This window comes from Histophilus somni (assembly GCF_014202395.1).
Taxonomy (GTDB): domain Bacteria; phylum Pseudomonadota; class Gammaproteobacteria; order Enterobacterales; family Pasteurellaceae; genus Histophilus; species Histophilus somni.
This window is the reverse complement of the sequence record NZ_JACHGQ010000002.1, coordinates 142,856-156,930: the sequence shown is the minus strand read 5'-3', so window position 1 is coordinate 156,930 and position 14,075 is coordinate 142,856. Positions and strand designations below refer to the sequence as shown.

The 14,075-nt window shown below is 38.1% G+C and carries 13 protein-coding genes; 10 read left to right on the top strand and 3 right to left on the bottom strand.

Going from position 1 to position 14,075, the window contains the following annotated elements; genetic code table 11:
• Window positions 1–164 precede the first annotated feature (164 nt).
• Both HNR69_RS02020 and HNR69_RS02015 read left to right on the top strand, forming a co-directional pair.
• On the top strand, window positions 165–1,364 hold the full coding sequence (locus HNR69_RS02020) for a uroporphyrinogen-III C-methyltransferase (RefSeq protein ID WP_232451470.1): 1,200 nt from the start codon (window positions 165–167) through the stop codon (window positions 1,362–1,364).
• A gap of 14 nt (window positions 1,365–1,378) precedes the next feature.
• Window positions 1,379–2,656 carry a heme biosynthesis protein HemY gene (locus HNR69_RS02015; protein WP_011608206.1) on the top strand — a complete coding sequence of 426 codons (1,278 nt, stop codon included), beginning with the start codon at window positions 1,379–1,381 and terminating at the stop codon, window positions 2,654–2,656.
• 54 nt (window positions 2,657–2,710) lie between these two features.
• On the opposite strand, the gene dusA is transcribed toward HNR69_RS02015, so the two are convergent.
• The 3 genes from dusA to lsrR all read right to left on the bottom strand — a co-directional run bounded on the left by dusA (window position 2,711) and on the right by lsrR (window position 6,674).
• Complete coding sequence (gene dusA, locus HNR69_RS02010; RefSeq protein ID WP_075293573.1) at window positions 2,711–3,697, bottom strand: tRNA dihydrouridine(20/20a) synthase DusA; 987 nt, start codon at window positions 3,695–3,697, stop codon at window positions 2,711–2,713.
• 410 nt (window positions 3,698–4,107) lie between these two features.
• A complete protein-coding gene (lsrK, locus tag HNR69_RS02005) occupies window positions 4,108–5,661 on the bottom strand; it encodes an autoinducer-2 kinase (protein WP_075293598.1) in 1,554 nt (517 codons plus the stop codon).
• Window positions 5,662–5,714: 53 nt separating this feature from the next.
• A complete protein-coding gene (gene lsrR / locus HNR69_RS02000; protein WP_075293572.1) occupies window positions 5,715–6,674 on the bottom strand; it encodes a transcriptional regulator LsrR in 960 nt (319 codons plus the stop codon).
• Window positions 6,675–6,891: 217 nt separating this feature from the next.
• Between lsrR and lsrA the strand changes: the two genes are divergently transcribed.
• The 8 genes from lsrA to rpsJ all read left to right on the top strand — a co-directional run bounded on the left by lsrA (window position 6,892) and on the right by rpsJ (window position 14,060).
• Window positions 6,892–8,400, top strand: a complete 1,509-nt coding sequence (gene lsrA / locus HNR69_RS01995; RefSeq protein WP_011608210.1) for an autoinducer 2 ABC transporter ATP-binding protein LsrA — start codon at window positions 6,892–6,894, stop codon at window positions 8,398–8,400.
• 8 nt (window positions 8,401–8,408) lie between these two features.
• Entirely contained in the window at window positions 8,409–9,407 is a 999-nt protein-coding gene (lsrC, locus tag HNR69_RS01990) for an autoinducer 2 ABC transporter permease LsrC (protein WP_075293571.1), read from the top strand.
• Window positions 9,404–10,387 (top strand): autoinducer 2 ABC transporter permease LsrD, encoded by a 984-nt coding sequence (lsrD, locus tag HNR69_RS01985; protein WP_075293570.1) that lies wholly within the window; start codon window positions 9,404–9,406, stop codon window positions 10,385–10,387. The genes lsrC and lsrD overlap by 4 nt, the downstream gene beginning before the upstream one ends.
• A gap of 112 nt (window positions 10,388–10,499) precedes the next feature.
• Window positions 10,500–11,519 (top strand): autoinducer 2 ABC transporter substrate-binding protein LsrB, encoded by a 1,020-nt coding sequence (gene lsrB / locus HNR69_RS01980; RefSeq protein ID WP_075293569.1) that lies wholly within the window; start codon window positions 10,500–10,502, stop codon window positions 11,517–11,519.
• An 18-nt stretch (window positions 11,520–11,537) separates the two neighbouring features.
• On the top strand, window positions 11,538–12,416 hold the full coding sequence (lsrF, locus tag HNR69_RS01975) for a 3-hydroxy-5-phosphonooxypentane-2,4-dione thiolase (RefSeq protein WP_011608214.1): 879 nt from the start codon (window positions 11,538–11,540) through the stop codon (window positions 12,414–12,416).
• 65 nt (window positions 12,417–12,481) lie between these two features.
• Entirely contained in the window at window positions 12,482–12,784 is a 303-nt protein-coding gene (gene lsrG / locus HNR69_RS01970; protein ID WP_011608215.1) for a (4S)-4-hydroxy-5-phosphonooxypentane-2,3-dione isomerase, read from the top strand.
• Window positions 12,777–13,487, top strand: coding sequence for a beta/alpha barrel domain-containing protein (locus HNR69_RS01965; protein ID WP_075293568.1), 711 nt, complete (start codon window positions 12,777–12,779; stop codon window positions 13,485–13,487). The genes lsrG and HNR69_RS01965 overlap by 8 nt, the downstream gene beginning before the upstream one ends.
• Window positions 13,488–13,748: 261 nt before the next feature.
• Entirely contained in the window at window positions 13,749–14,060 is a 312-nt protein-coding gene (rpsJ, locus tag HNR69_RS01960; protein ID WP_001181005.1) for a 30S ribosomal protein S10, read from the top strand.
• The last annotated feature ends 15 nt before the right edge of the window (window positions 14,061–14,075 follow it).

Below are 14,075 nucleotides of genomic sequence, written 5' to 3'. Positions count from 1 at the left end.
TGACGAAGAAACATTCAAAGGTTAGCACAGAAAAACAGGATAATATATCCGTGCAAAATCCTCCTTTGGAGGCAGAATTGCAATATGAGGAAGTACCGGCTGAGGATATTGTAAAGCAAGAAAGTAAGGCTAAACAGGAAACTTTTTCAAATCAGGAGCATTTTATGGAAAGAGAGAATGAACAAGTTGGCGAAAAAAGAACAGCAGCTCAAGTTGAAACTGTAGTGGTGAAAAAAGGAGGGACAGTCATTGCTCTATTAGCTTTGCTTATTGCATTGGGTATTGGGGGAGCTGGCTATTATTTTGGTCAACAAAAAGTAGAAGAAATTCAGCAAAAGTTGACCGCACTTAGCCAACCGTCGGAAGCTGTGTCGCCGGAAAACAATGATACTTTGTTGGCAACAGTTGAAGAATATAAGCAAACTTTTATACAGAAGATTGAGCGACTGGAAAATGAAATGACAAAACAAAACCAGCTTATTCAAAGTTTACAAGCACAAGTAAATAAATTGGATGCGGTTGGTAAAGTTGAACAATCGACGGATTGGTTGTTGTTTGAAACAGATTATTTGTTGAATAATGCTTTACGTAAAATCGTATTGGATAATGATGTGGAGACAGCTATTGCGTTATTGAAAGTGGCGGATGAAACACTCGTTAAGGTTAATGATCCTAAAGTCATTAACATTCGTCAGGCAATTAATGCAGATTTAAAACAGTTATTATCAGTAAATAATGTAGATCAAAATGCCATCATGCAACATTTATCTCAATTAGCAAACGGTATTGATGAATTAGTTGTATTAAATGTGAATTTCGATGAGCAAGAAAATACTCAATTAAGCGATTCCTTACAGGATTGGAAAGAAAACGTAGAAAAAAGTGCGGTATCTTTTTTAAATCATTTTATTCGTGTAAAACCTCGCCATGTGAACTCAAAGGAATTACTTGCACCAAATCAAGATATTTATTTACGTGAAAATATTCGTTTACGTTTGCAAATTGCGATTATGGCAGTACCTCGTCAGCAAAATGATTTATATAAACAATCACTTGAAATTGTAGGTTCTTGGATAAGAAGCTATTTTGATACAAGCACTGAAGTGGCACAAAATTTCTTGAAAGAGATTGATGAACTTGCTGAGAAATCTATCTATGTTGATGTTCCTAACCAATTAAAAAGTTTGCTTTTGTTGGATAAGTTATTGAATAAGGAACAGTCATCTGTACAAAAAATTGAAATGACAGTAGATAAAGACTTGGTTAGCTCAACAGATCAAGTATCTGAGGAAGGGAAAACAGATCAAGCTGTTGAAAAATCTGATGAAAAGCCAATTGAACAGCCTGTTGAGCAAGCACAGTAATAGGAGAATAGCGTATGTTCAGAGTTCTATTTTTAATGCTGGTTTTATTGGCTGGATTAATTGGCGGTCCCTATTTATCAGGTAAACAGGGATATGTGTTAATTCAAACGGCAAGCTATAACATCGAAATGTCAATCACGATGTTGGTTATTTTCTTTGTGATTTTAATGGCCATTGTTTATCTGATTGAATGGGTGGTTACACGTTTCTTCCGTTTGAGTAATAATACCTATAGTTGGTTCTCTCGTCGTAAACGTGTTAAGGCACAACGTCAAACTTTGGAAGGTTTAGTGAAGATGAATGAGGGCGATTATTCCAAAGCTGAGAAATTGATTGGAAAAAATGCTAGACATTCAGATAAACCGATATTGAATTTAATTAAAGCGGCGGAAGCGGCACAACAGCGAGGCGATGATTTTGTTGCCAATCGCTATTTAATTGAAGCAACAGAATTAGCAGGTACAGACAGTTTAATTGTCGAAATTGCACGTACTAGAATTTTATTGCAACAAAATAAACTTCCGGCAGCTCGTAGTTCGGTGGATAGTTTACTGGAGATGACCTCTCGTAATAAAGAAGTATTAAAGCTGGCAGTGAAAATTTACCTGAAATCTGCCGCCTTCCACGCATTGGATAAAATTCTAGATCAAATTGAAAAAGTTGGATTATATTCTTCCGATGAATTCACCGCACTTCAACGTAAAGTCGAAGATGGTTTATTAGACGAGAAAATGAACGAAGAGGGTGTTGATGGGTTATTACGTTGGTGGGATGAACAGCCTCGTAAACGCCGTAATGATTTATATGTTAAGGTTGGTTTAATTCGTCGTTTACTAGATAGTGATGATCATGAAAGTGCTTATGAGTTAGCTATTGATGCTCTGAAAAAAGTTGAAAATAGTGTTGAAGCTAATGTTGCTCTTTGTACTCAAATTACTCGTTTACAACCAGAAGATAACAGTAAGTTATTAAAACTTTTGGAAAAACGTGCAAAACAGTCAAACAGTAAAGATTGTTGCTGTGTTGAACGTGCGTTAGGTTACCTTTATGTGCGTAATGATGATTTCGCTAAAGCGGCAGAAGCATTCAAGAAAGTGATAGAGAATAAAGCGAGCTTACAAGCAAATGATATTACTATGGCGGCTTATGTTTTCGAACAGGTTGGAGAGCTTGAATTAGCACAAAAAGTTCGTGAGGAAGGATTGAGAAATGCGATGTCAATTAAAGAGTCGGAAAATAAAACCAAAAAAACAGCAGAAAATCCGACCGCCCTTTTAGAACAAAAATCCTAAGTATATTGTTAAAAATGCCCTTAAAAATCATTGTTAAGGGCATTTTTATAGGTTTTATTTTTCCTCAATGAAAGTTAAGGCTTTTTCAATAACCTCCACACCGGCATGAGATTTATGGATGTTTTCACTCATATAGCGTCGCCATTGCCTTGCCCCTTTACATTGTTGAAATGCACCTAATAAATGGCGAGCAATATGATTAAGATAAACGCCTTGACTCAATTGTTGCTCTATGTAAGGAAACATATTTTCTATTGCTTGTCTTGGCGTGATAATTGCACAAGACGGATCAAATAACGCTTGATCAATATAGCCCAATAAAGACGGGTTTTGATAAGCTTCACGCCCAACCATTACTCCGTCCACATAATTGAGATGTCGTTGAATTTCTTCAAGCGTTTTAATTCCGCCATTAATGCTGATCAATAAATCAGGAAAATCCTTTTTCAACTGATAAACTCGCTCATAATTAAGTGGCGGAATTTCACGATTTTCTTTTGGACTTAACCCTGATAACCATGCTTTTCTAGCATGAATAATAAATTCTTGGCAACCGATATTATGTACTTTTTCGATAAAATCACATAGAAATTCATAGCTATCAAACTCATCAATACCAAGACGAGTTTTTACTGTGACTGGAATATTGACCGCACTTTGCATTGCGTTCACACATTCTGCTACTAGAGCAGCCCTTGCCATCAGGCAAGCACCGAACATCCCATTTTGCACCCGATCGGATGGACAACCTACATTCAAGTTTATTTCTTGATAGCCACGTTCTTCAGCTTTTTTTGCACAATATTGCAGTTTTTCAGGATCACTTCCGCCGAGTTGTAATGCCACGGGGTTTTCCGATACATCATAAGCAAGATGATCGTATTTGGCATGAATAATTGCACCGGTAGTAACCATTTCTGTATAGAGTAAGGTATACCGGCTGAACTGCCGATGGAAAAAACGGCAGTGGCGTGTAGTCCAGTCCAGCATAGGAGCAACGGAAAAACGACCTCGATAAAAGTGCGGTTGATTTTGCTTCATTTTTTACTTGTTTGATAATTGAAACGGTTAGGGTTTAGCGTTTTCGTGAGCTTTTCTCTTTTTGTGCATGCCGACGGAAACGCCCACGCCTAAATGATAAAGTAATACAGGATTAATTTGGCGTGAAACAAAAGCCGTTACAATACAATCAATGAATGCTTAAATCAAGCCAATTTGATGAGTTGTTATTGTTGGTTTAAGGATTGCGTACTTACCACTCAATATCTGAGCTAATACGGTATGTCTAAGAGAGAATAATCGGGTTATTGCTTAGATTTAATATGAAAGGTAATTTCATGAGGTGAAGAAATTCCGGTAGATTTTAGTCACTTGACTGGAAAAGTGAAGTAGCAACGTAAAGAAAAATTGGTATACTCTTTTTAAGTTTACGTTGCTGTCGTTTTAGATATTTATTTAATCCCAGGAGCTTTCCAAAGCGAAATGGTTAGTCCTCTGTCAACCAATTTCAATTGCTGCTGGTATATTTCTTGCCATTTTTCTTTATGTATTTGATATAAATTATGATTTCTTGCATTTGGTTGATGTTGTCTTTCAAATTTTACTAATGTTTTACCTGCTTCATGTAATGAAGTATAAATACCAGCACCTACTCCAGCTGCAATGGCACATCCTAGAGCAGTTGCTTCTTTTACTACAGGTACATTAACAACCAATCCTGTTACATCGGCTAGAATTTGGCTCCATAATTTCCCTTTTGCACCACCTCCGGCAAAAACAATACTGGTAAGATTAACTTGGCTGAATTGCTGGACTTGATCAAGATTACATGAAGATACAATTGCTGCATTTTCTTGTAATGCCCTAAACAGGACTGATTTGTTACATTTTTCAGGATCAATCGAAAGGTTAATAAATGATGGGGCTGCGTGATACCAAGATTTGAAATGCATAGCATCAGAGAATACAGGAATAACATCATTTGAACCTACGGGTATCTTTTCTGCCATTTGTTCCAGTAATGTGTAAGCATCAACACCTAAGCGATGAGCGACGGCTTTTTCTTCTTCACAGAAAGCATCTCTAAACCAACGCATAGTAAGCCCTGTAAAGAAGCTGATAGATTCTGCTTGTACCATCGGTGCAATGACATGCGGATTGATGCGTATATTCATTTTAGGATCTGTCATTGCTTGTGGTAAGTTTACGACCTGTTGCCAGAAAGTTCCTCCAATAATAGCAGCTTGCCCCGGTTCTGTGATCCCTAGTCCGATACAACCTAATTGCACATCACCACCACCAACAACAATAGGCGTGCCGACTATTAACCCGGTTTGCTGTGCAGAATGGGCGGTTACTTGACCGAGTATTTCACCTGTCTCTTTTACTTTCGGTAAAATAGCAGGATTGAGTCCAGCCATCTCTAGTAAAGTGTGCTCCCATTTTCGGGTTTTTAGGTTGAGAATGCCGGTTGTGCCAGCATTTGAAGGTTCGACGGCCAGTTCTCCGCTAAGCATAAATCCTAACCAATCGCTAATCATAGAGAGAAAATGGACTTGAGCATAAAGATTAGGTTGATGATGTGCAAGCCAAAGTAAACGGGGTAATGCACTTAATGCCAGTGTTTGACCGGAGGATTGATAAACTTGTTGTTCAAACTGATACTGGTTTAGAGACTTTAATTGAATAACTTCTTCTACAGATCTGGCATCCACATTACCGCACGCCCAAATCGGGTTTTTATTGGCATCGTATAAAACAATGCCTTCACGCATAGAGCAAGTCGATATAGCTATAATTTGTTTAGCATCTATTTGGCTGGTAGCTAAAACTTCTTGAATACATAAGCAAGCAAGGTGCCAGTTATTTTGTAAATCAAAGCCCATTGAGCCTGGGATATTTTGGTCGGAAATATGTGTCCATTCTTTTTGTGACGTAGCGATTTGATTTCCTTCAAGATCAAAAATAACTGCACGAATACTACCTGTGCCGGCATCTAATGCCATTAAATAACGGGATAATTGCATTATGTTTTCCTCCGATTATCTGAGGAAAATCGTTACACTACTTTAGCTAAAATAGTGCGTGCGGTTTTTTCCTCTGTGACTAATGAATTGATATGCTGTCCTAAAAGTGCGGCAATAATTGCTTCAACTTTATCTTCACCACCGGCAACGCCAATAATAGTCGGTATTCGCTTGATACTATCTAATGAAACGCTGATTAATTCCTCGTGAATCGGCATATCCGGTTGAATGTTTCCATTTTCTTGTAAGAAATAGCCTAAAATATCCCCCACAGCACCTTTTTGACGAAATTCATCTAGTTGTTTTTCATTGATGATATAACCTGTTTGAAGCAAAGTGGAGCGTGTTTTCTGAACCGTAGATCCGATACCAACGACGGCAACATCAGCCATACTGGCTGCTAACATAATATCTCGTACATACCCCTCTTTTTGGAAAAGTTGTGCAGCTTCAGGTGAAGAAGCTCGTAGAGGGGCGGGAATAATACTGATAGCACAGCTACTATCAAGTTGCCCAATACTTTGCATATAAGGTCCAACACCGCCGGTTAAGGTGATTAACTTAATCTGGTTTTGTTTAATAAAATCATTGCAGTGCTTTACCGTGTGCATCACGGTGTCACCAAACCCAAAAGAGAGAACTTGCTTTGCTTTGAGTAATCCCATCAACATTTGAGAGGCTCCGACACCTAAGCGGGCATTGACTTCATAATTCTGTAACTCTGGCAACACACGAATATGCTGTAAATGAAATCGCTGTTTTAAAGCTTCTTCTAGTTCCAAGCATCCTTTATAACGAGAGTTGATTTGAACTTTGATTAAGCCGATTTGTCGCCCTTTTTCCAGTAAGCGTGAAACTTTTAAACGGGGCAAGCCCAATTTCTCACCAATTTCATTTTGTGTCAGATTATCGTGGTAGTAGAACCACGCAATGCGTGCTAATAACTCTTCCTCGTTAAAGCCAGACTCGTAGTGATTATCTAAATTTATCATTTTTTTTACCCTGTTTTTATTATTCATCTGATTTTAATTTTAATCAAATGTTCTTTTTCTAAAGTGTGAATTCGATCACATTTTACATTTAATGTGAAAAAAAGACATAAAATTCTTAAAAATGTGAAGTTTATCACAAAAAAATAGAATTTTTTGGGTTATGATTTGGAACAAATGACAATTAAAATTTTCATTTGTTCAATTTGAAGGGGCGAAAATGAAAGAGACAGAATCTAATCCTACGCCTTTACTGGAAGCTTGTGATGTAAGTAAAGCTTTCTCTGGTGTTGAAGTACTAAAATCCATTAACTTTTCCCTTTATTCTGGGCAGGTGCATACTCTACTTGGTGGAAACGGTGCTGGCAAATCAACCTTGATGAAAATTATTGCCGGTATTCAGCTGCAAGATACCGGTACGTTAAAAATTCATGGCAAAGTCCGAACCAATTTAACACCAAGCAAGGCACATCAATTAGGTATTTACCTTGTTCCGCAAGAACCTTTGTTATTTTCTAATTTGAGTGTCAAAGAGAATATTTTATTCGGTTTGCCAAGAACAATGGATTTACAGTCAAAGCTCACAGCGTTGTTGACGGAACTAAACTCACATTTAAATTTGGATATGCAGGCTGGTTTATTAGATGTTGCTGATCAGCAGTTAGTTGAAATTATGCGAGGCTTAATGCGAGATGCTCAGATTCTGATTTTAGATGAACCTACCGCCTCATTAACACCAGTGGAAACCGAAAATTTATTCGGACAGATAAATTCCTTACTCGTCAAAGGGGTAGGGATTGTTTTTATTTCGCATAAATTGTCTGAAGTTTGGCAAATTGCTGATTGGGTGAGTGTAATGCGAGATGGTTACATTGCCTTAAGCGAGCCAATTGACAAGATCAATCACGACGATGTTATTCAGGCGATTACTCCTCGAGCTAAAAATGCATCATTAACAGAAAGTCAGCAGTTGTGGTTGGATTTACCAGGGCATAAGAGGGTGAAATCGACCGAATTTCCATTATTGACAGTAGAAAATTTCACTGGTGAAGGATTCCGAGATATCAACTTTGAAATTTATCCTGGCGAGATTTTAGGATTAGCAGGCGTAGTCGGCTCAGGTAGAACCGAATTAGCTGAAACGCTGTATGGTTTGCGTAAAGCCAAATCCGGTAAAGTGATATTTTGTGATGAGCTAATTAATTCACTGTCCGTTAAGCAACGGCTTAAACGAGGCTTAGTGTATTTGCCCGAAGATAGGCAAGCCTCTGGATTGCATTTGGATTCACCATTAAGTTGGAATACCTGCGGATTAACCTATCATGATATGGGCTTTTGGATTGATGAGTCCAAGGAGAAAGCAATTTTAGAACGCTATTACCATGCTATCGGAATAAAATTTAATCATGTTGAGCAATCGGTACGTACCTTATCAGGTGGTAATCAGCAAAAAATTTTGATCGCAAAATGTTTGGAAGCCGATCCTCGGTTGTTGATTGTTGATGAGCCAACTCGTGGCGTTGATATTGGTGCGAGAGCAGATATTTATCAATTAATAAAAAGTATTGCCAAACAAAATGTAGCCGTGTTGTTCATTTCATCTGACTTGGAGGAAATAGAACAAATGTCTAGTCGAGTTTTGGTAATGCACGACGGTAAGCTTAGTCAATCGTTGAAAGGTGAAGATATCAATACTGATAATATTATGCGACTGGCATTCAGTAGTTAGGAGGCATTATGTGGAAATTTATTCAGAACAATCGTGAATTAACTATTTTAGCTGCCATTTTGTTGTTATTTGGATTGCTAGGTGTGGCGGATGACTTTAGCTTACAAACTCTCATGATGATTTTTAACTCGACCCAAATATTAGCTTTGTTAGCTATTGGTGCGACCTTTGTGATTTTAACTCGTAATATTGATGTCTCTGTCGGCTCAATTATGGGATTAAGTGCAGTAGTTGTTGGATTAGTGCTAAATTCAGGTTATTCCCTACTGATTGCGTGCACTATTACTTTACTGTGCGGGATTATTGCAGGTGGGGTAAACGGTGTATTAGTCTCAGTACTTAGAATACCAGCTATTGTGGCGACATTGGGGACATTGGGTTTATATAAAGGCTTAATGTTAGTATTAACTGGCGGTAAGTGGATTGAAGGTTTGCCACATTCATTGAAAACATTGTCAGAAGAAATTGTATTGGGGTTTTCGCCTATTGGGTTAGCTGTTCTTTTCCTCATTTTAGTCACGTACTACTTTTTTACTCACACTTATATTGGTCGTTGTTTTTATGCAGTGGGGGATAATTTACAAGGTGCCTTGCAATTAGGTGTAAAGGTGAATGTTATTCGCATTAGTGCATTTGCAGTAAACGGTCTAATGGCTGCTTTAGCTGGAATTATTTTTGCTTCTCAAATCGGTTTTGTGCCAAATTCAACTGGTAATGGGCTGGAAATGAAAGCAATTGCGGCTTGTGTATTAGGTGGAATAAGTTTACTGGGTGGTGCAGGTAATATTATTGGTGCTGTATTAGGGGCATATTTCCTGATTCAAATTGATACGATTTTAGTACTGATGAAAGTGCCTGCCTATTGGAATAACTTTGTTGCTGGTGTGGTTCTATTAGCTGTATTGGTATTTGACGGTAGAATCCGAGTAATGATTGTTAATAATATCAAACAACAGCGTTATGCCCGTTTTCTTAAAGATAATTCATTGCAGGAGAATCAAAAATGATTAAGAAATACAGCTGGGAAATAGCTCTCTTTTGTCTACTGATACTGGAAATTATCGGGTTCGGTTTGGTTAATCCTCGGTTATTGGATCTCAATGTCTTATTTAACAGCACCAGCGATTTTATTTATATCGGAATGTTGGCATTGCCTCTAACACTGATTATAGTCAGTGGAGGGATGGATATTTCATTTGGATCTGTAGTGGGGCTATGTGCCATTACTCTCGGCGTATTATTTAGACTAGGAATACCGTTAAGTGTAGCAATTGCGGTGACATTTGCAGTCGGATCATTGTGTGGTGCGATTAATGCTGTACTCATTATCTATACTCAAGTTAACCCGCTGGTTATTACGCTTGGCACAATGTATCTGTTTGGTGGTGGTGCATTGTTATTATCAGGTTTTGCTGGTGCAACGGGCTATGAGGGTATTGGTGGATTTCCCGATGTGTTACTTGATTTTGCAAATCTCAGTTTTGGTATTATTCCAACACCGATTATTTATTTCTTAATAATGACATCACTGTTTTGGCTGTTGATGCATCGTACTCGTATTGGTCGTAGCACATTTTTAATTGGGCAAAATTTACGGGTCTCTAAGTATAGTGCTGTACCAGTTAATCAAACTCTATTTATTATTTATCCGTTAATTGGTTTGATTGCGGCTTTTGTCGGTGTGTTGCTGGTATCCTACTTTGGTTCAGCTCGTTCGGACTTAGGGAGTTCGTTGTTAATGCCGGCACTAACCGCAGTTGTACTTGGTGGTGCGAATATTTACGGTGGTTCAGGTTCAGTGATTGGTACAGCAATAGCTGCATTATTGATTGGCTACTTACAACAAGGGTTGCAGATGGTTGGAATTTCGAATGAAACATCCAGTGCCTTGTCCGGAGCATTGTTGATTATTGTACTTATCGGGAAATCGCTTAATACACATCGGGCAGTAGTGATTCAATGGTGGAATCGAATCCGAGCAGTTTAAAATAAGCGGTTAGTTTATGATGATTTTTGTCAAAATTGACTGCGATAAAACCCCTGCATACTTGTTGTTTTGGTATGTTTTTTAATCATACACTCAATTGAGGAGACGTTCTATGAAATACTCACTTTTAAAAACAACCGCTCTTGCCGTAGCGTTAGGTTTTACCGGTTTTAACATAGCACAGGCTATGGATAAGGTGGCATTTATCCCAAAATTAGTTGGCGTTGGTTTTTTTACCAGTGGTGGGCAAGGTGCGGTCGAAATGGGAAAAAAATTAGGTTTGGATGTAACCTATGACGGTCCGGCAGAACCGAGCGTATCGAACCAAGTTCAGATGATCAATAACTTTGTGAACCAGGGTTATAATGCCATTATCGTCTCAGCAGTATCGCCTGATGGATTGTGCTCTACCTTAAAAAGAGTGATGAAAAAAGGTGTAAAAGTATTAACTTGGGACTCCGATACTCAGCCTGAGTGCCGAAGCTACTATATTAATCAAGGAACACCTACTCAACTTGGCTCAATGCTAGTTGAAATGGTATCAAGTCAAATTTCTAAACCAAAAGCAAAAGTTGCATTTTTCTATTCCAGTCCAACAGTGACTGACCAAAACCAGTGGGTTAAAGAGGCCAAAGCAAAAATTGAAAAAGAACATCCCAAATGGGAAATTGTGACGACACAATTTGGCTATAACGATGCAATTAAATCGCTGCAAACTGCCGAGGGGATCTTAAAAGCCTATCCTGATTTAGATGCGATTATTGCTCCAGATGCCAATGCTTTGCCGGCTGCCGCTCAAGCAGTTGAGAACCTTAAACGACAAGGTACAATCGTTGTCGGATTCAGTACGCCGAATGTAATGCGTCCTTACGTAAAACGAGGCACAGTAAATCAGTTTGGTTTATGGGATGTTGTGAAGCAAGGTCAACTCTCTGTTGCAGTAGCTAATGAATTGTTAAAAGGTAATTCTCTTAAGGTTGGCGATAAATTGAATGTTGATGGTATTGGTGAAGTAGAAGTATCAGCAAATAAAGTACAAGGCTATGAGTTTGAAGCAAAGGGAAACGGTATTGTGTTACTACCTGAGCGTGTTGTATTCACTAAAGATAATATTGATAACTATGATTTCTAATTATATAGGAGACAATCTATGGCAGATTTAGATGATATTAAAGACGGTAAAGATTTTGGTATTGGTATTCCTCAAACTAACAAGCTTTTTTTCGTCAAAGGTTCCAGTGCATTAGATTGGGGAATGCAATCACGTCTTGCCAATATCTTTAATCCCAAAACAGGTAAGACAATTATGTTAGCCTTTGATCACGGCTATTTCCAAGGTCCGACGACGGGTCTTGAGCGCATTGACCTCAATATTGCACCGCTCTTTGATTATACCGATGTATTGATGTGTACCCGTGGTATTTTAAGAAGCGTTGTACCGCCGGATACCCGGAAATCTATTGCTTTAAGAGCGTCTGGTGCAAATTCTATTTTGACAGAACTTTCTAACGAAGCAGTTGCAGTTAGTATTGAGGATGCTTTGAGATTAAATGTATCCGCCATGGCTGCACAGGTTTATATCGGTTCTGAATATGAACATCAATCGATTAAAAATATTATTCAATTGGTCGATCAGGGTAATCGCTATGGAATGCCTGTGATGGCAGTAACTGGTGTAGGGAAGGATATGGCTCGTGATCAACGCTACTTCTCACTTTCGACTCGTATTGCCGCAGAAATGGGGGCTCACATTATTAAAACTTACTATGTTGATAGGGGATTTGAGCGGGTTACAGCAGGTTGCCCTGTACCGATTGTAATTGCCGGAGGTAAAAAATTACCGGAATTGGATGCTCTTGAAATGTGCTATCAAGCGATTGATCAAGGTGCAGCTGGTGTGGATATGGGCAGAAACATTTTTCAATCTGAAGCACCAATTGCGATGATCAAGGCGGTGCAAGCGGTTGTTCACGGTGGAGAAAATGCAAAAGATGCCTACCAACTCTATTTAAGTGAGAAAAACAACTAAGTTAATTAGGTTGGCTAAGTTAGCCAACCTATTTTTCCCACGTTTTCTATGATAAGGAGAAGCTTATGTTTGCTATGCTTGTTGAAATCAATATAAAAGAAGGTAAAGAAAAAGAATTTCTTGAGGTTTTTGAACGTAACCATATTGGCACTCGCCAAGAACTGGGAAATTTGCGTTTTGACATATTACGAGATCCGGAAATACGTACTCGTTTTTATGCATACGAAGTGTATGAAAATGAAACAGCACTAAATTTTCATCGGCAAACTGAACATTATCGCCGTTGTGTAAGAGAATTAGAATCTTTAATGACTGGTTCAAGAAGTAAGAAAATCTTTGAATGGATATTACCGAATCCTTATGTCTAAATTATCACTTATTCAGCAGTTAAAGCAGCAAAAACTGAGTGTTGGTATCTTATCTGCAAATTGGCTTCAACTTAATGAAGAGGTAACAACATTGTTGGAGAATCAGATTAATGTACTGCACTTCGATATTGCTGATGGGCAATTTAGTTCGTTATTTACAGTTGGAGCAATAGGAATTAAATATTTTCCAACACATTGTTTTAAAGATGTGCATTTAATGGTAAGAGATCAGTTGGAAGTAGCAAAAGCTGTTGTAGCAAATGGTGCAAATTTAGTGACATTGCAGTTAGAGCAATATCATGATTTTGCTTTAACGATAGAATGGCTTGCTAAACAGAAAACAACTTATGCCAATCAGGTATATCCTGTATTAATTGGAGCCTGCTTATGTCCGGAAACGCCGATTTCTGAATTGGAACCTTATTTGGATCAAATTGATGTAATTCAATTATTAACTTTAGATCCGAGAAACGGAACAAAATACCCTTCCGAGTTGATTTTAGATCGTGTAATACAGGTAGAAAAGCGATTGGGTAATCGACGTGTGGAAAAATTAATCAATATAGACGGCTCAATGACGCTGGAACTTGCAAAATATTTCAAGCAAGGAACTCATCAAATTGATTGGATTGTTTCTGGTTCTGCGTTGTTTAGTGGAGAATTAAAAACAAATTTAAAAGTATGGAAGTCCAGTATTATGTGACATCAATAAAAAGTGCGGTGATTATTTCGTGATTTTTATAAAATAACTTGCTTTTTTTGAGATCATGAGTATAATCTCACCACTTTCGATATGAAAGTCGTTTGATGTAATCATTTATTGAACGTACTATTACGGTATGTAATAGATAAAATGTCCCCAATTTGGAGGACTAAGTAGGTTCGCTGCACTTCCCTTTATTTAAGATGTTAAAGGTGATGGTGTCAGTTTTTTTATAGCTAATTTTATTGGAGCTCTGGTCTAATGCAGAACCAAAGAATCCGTATCCGCTTAAAAGCTTTTGATCATCGTTTAATTGATCAATCTACAGCGGAGATCGTAGAAACAGCTAAACGTACTGGTGCACAAGTCCGTGGGCCAATTCCTTTGCCAACTCGCAAAGAACGTTTCACAGTATTGATTTCTCCACATGTAAATAAAGATGCACGTGATCAATATGAAATTCGCACACATAAACGTTTAGTCGATATTGTAGAGCCAACAGAAAAAACTGTTGATGCATTAATGCGTTTAGATTTGGCTGCCGGCGTTGACGTGCAGATCAGCCTAGGTTAATTAAGAGGTTATTAC

Coding starts and splice junctions, on each gene's coding strand:
- HNR69_RS02020 (WP_232451470.1), top strand. CDS start 165: ATGGAAAGAGAGAATGAACAAGTTGGCGAAAAAAGAACAGCAGCTCAA.
- HNR69_RS02015 (WP_011608206.1), top strand. CDS start 1,379: ATGTTCAGAGTTCTATTTTTAATGCTGGTTTTATTGGCTGGATTAATT.
- dusA (WP_075293573.1), bottom strand. CDS start 3,697: ATGAAGCAAAATCAACCGCACTTTTATCGAGGTCGTTTTTCCGTTGCT.
- lsrK (WP_075293598.1), bottom strand. CDS start 5,661: ATGGCATTAGATGCCGGCACAGGTAGTATTCGTGCAGTTATTTTTGAT.
- lsrR (WP_075293572.1), bottom strand. CDS start 6,674: ATGATAAATTTAGATAATCACTACGAGTCTGGCTTTAACGAGGAAGAG.
- lsrA (WP_011608210.1), top strand. CDS start 6,892: ATGAAAGAGACAGAATCTAATCCTACGCCTTTACTGGAAGCTTGTGAT.
- lsrC (WP_075293571.1), top strand. CDS start 8,409: ATGTGGAAATTTATTCAGAACAATCGTGAATTAACTATTTTAGCTGCC.
- lsrD (WP_075293570.1), top strand. CDS start 9,404: ATGATTAAGAAATACAGCTGGGAAATAGCTCTCTTTTGTCTACTGATA.
- lsrB (WP_075293569.1), top strand. CDS start 10,500: ATGAAATACTCACTTTTAAAAACAACCGCTCTTGCCGTAGCGTTAGGT.
- lsrF (WP_011608214.1), top strand. CDS start 11,538: ATGGCAGATTTAGATGATATTAAAGACGGTAAAGATTTTGGTATTGGT.
- lsrG (WP_011608215.1), top strand. CDS start 12,482: ATGTTTGCTATGCTTGTTGAAATCAATATAAAAGAAGGTAAAGAAAAA.
- HNR69_RS01965 (WP_075293568.1), top strand. CDS start 12,777: ATGTCTAAATTATCACTTATTCAGCAGTTAAAGCAGCAAAAACTGAGT.
- rpsJ (WP_001181005.1), top strand. CDS start 13,749: ATGCAGAACCAAAGAATCCGTATCCGCTTAAAAGCTTTTGATCATCGT.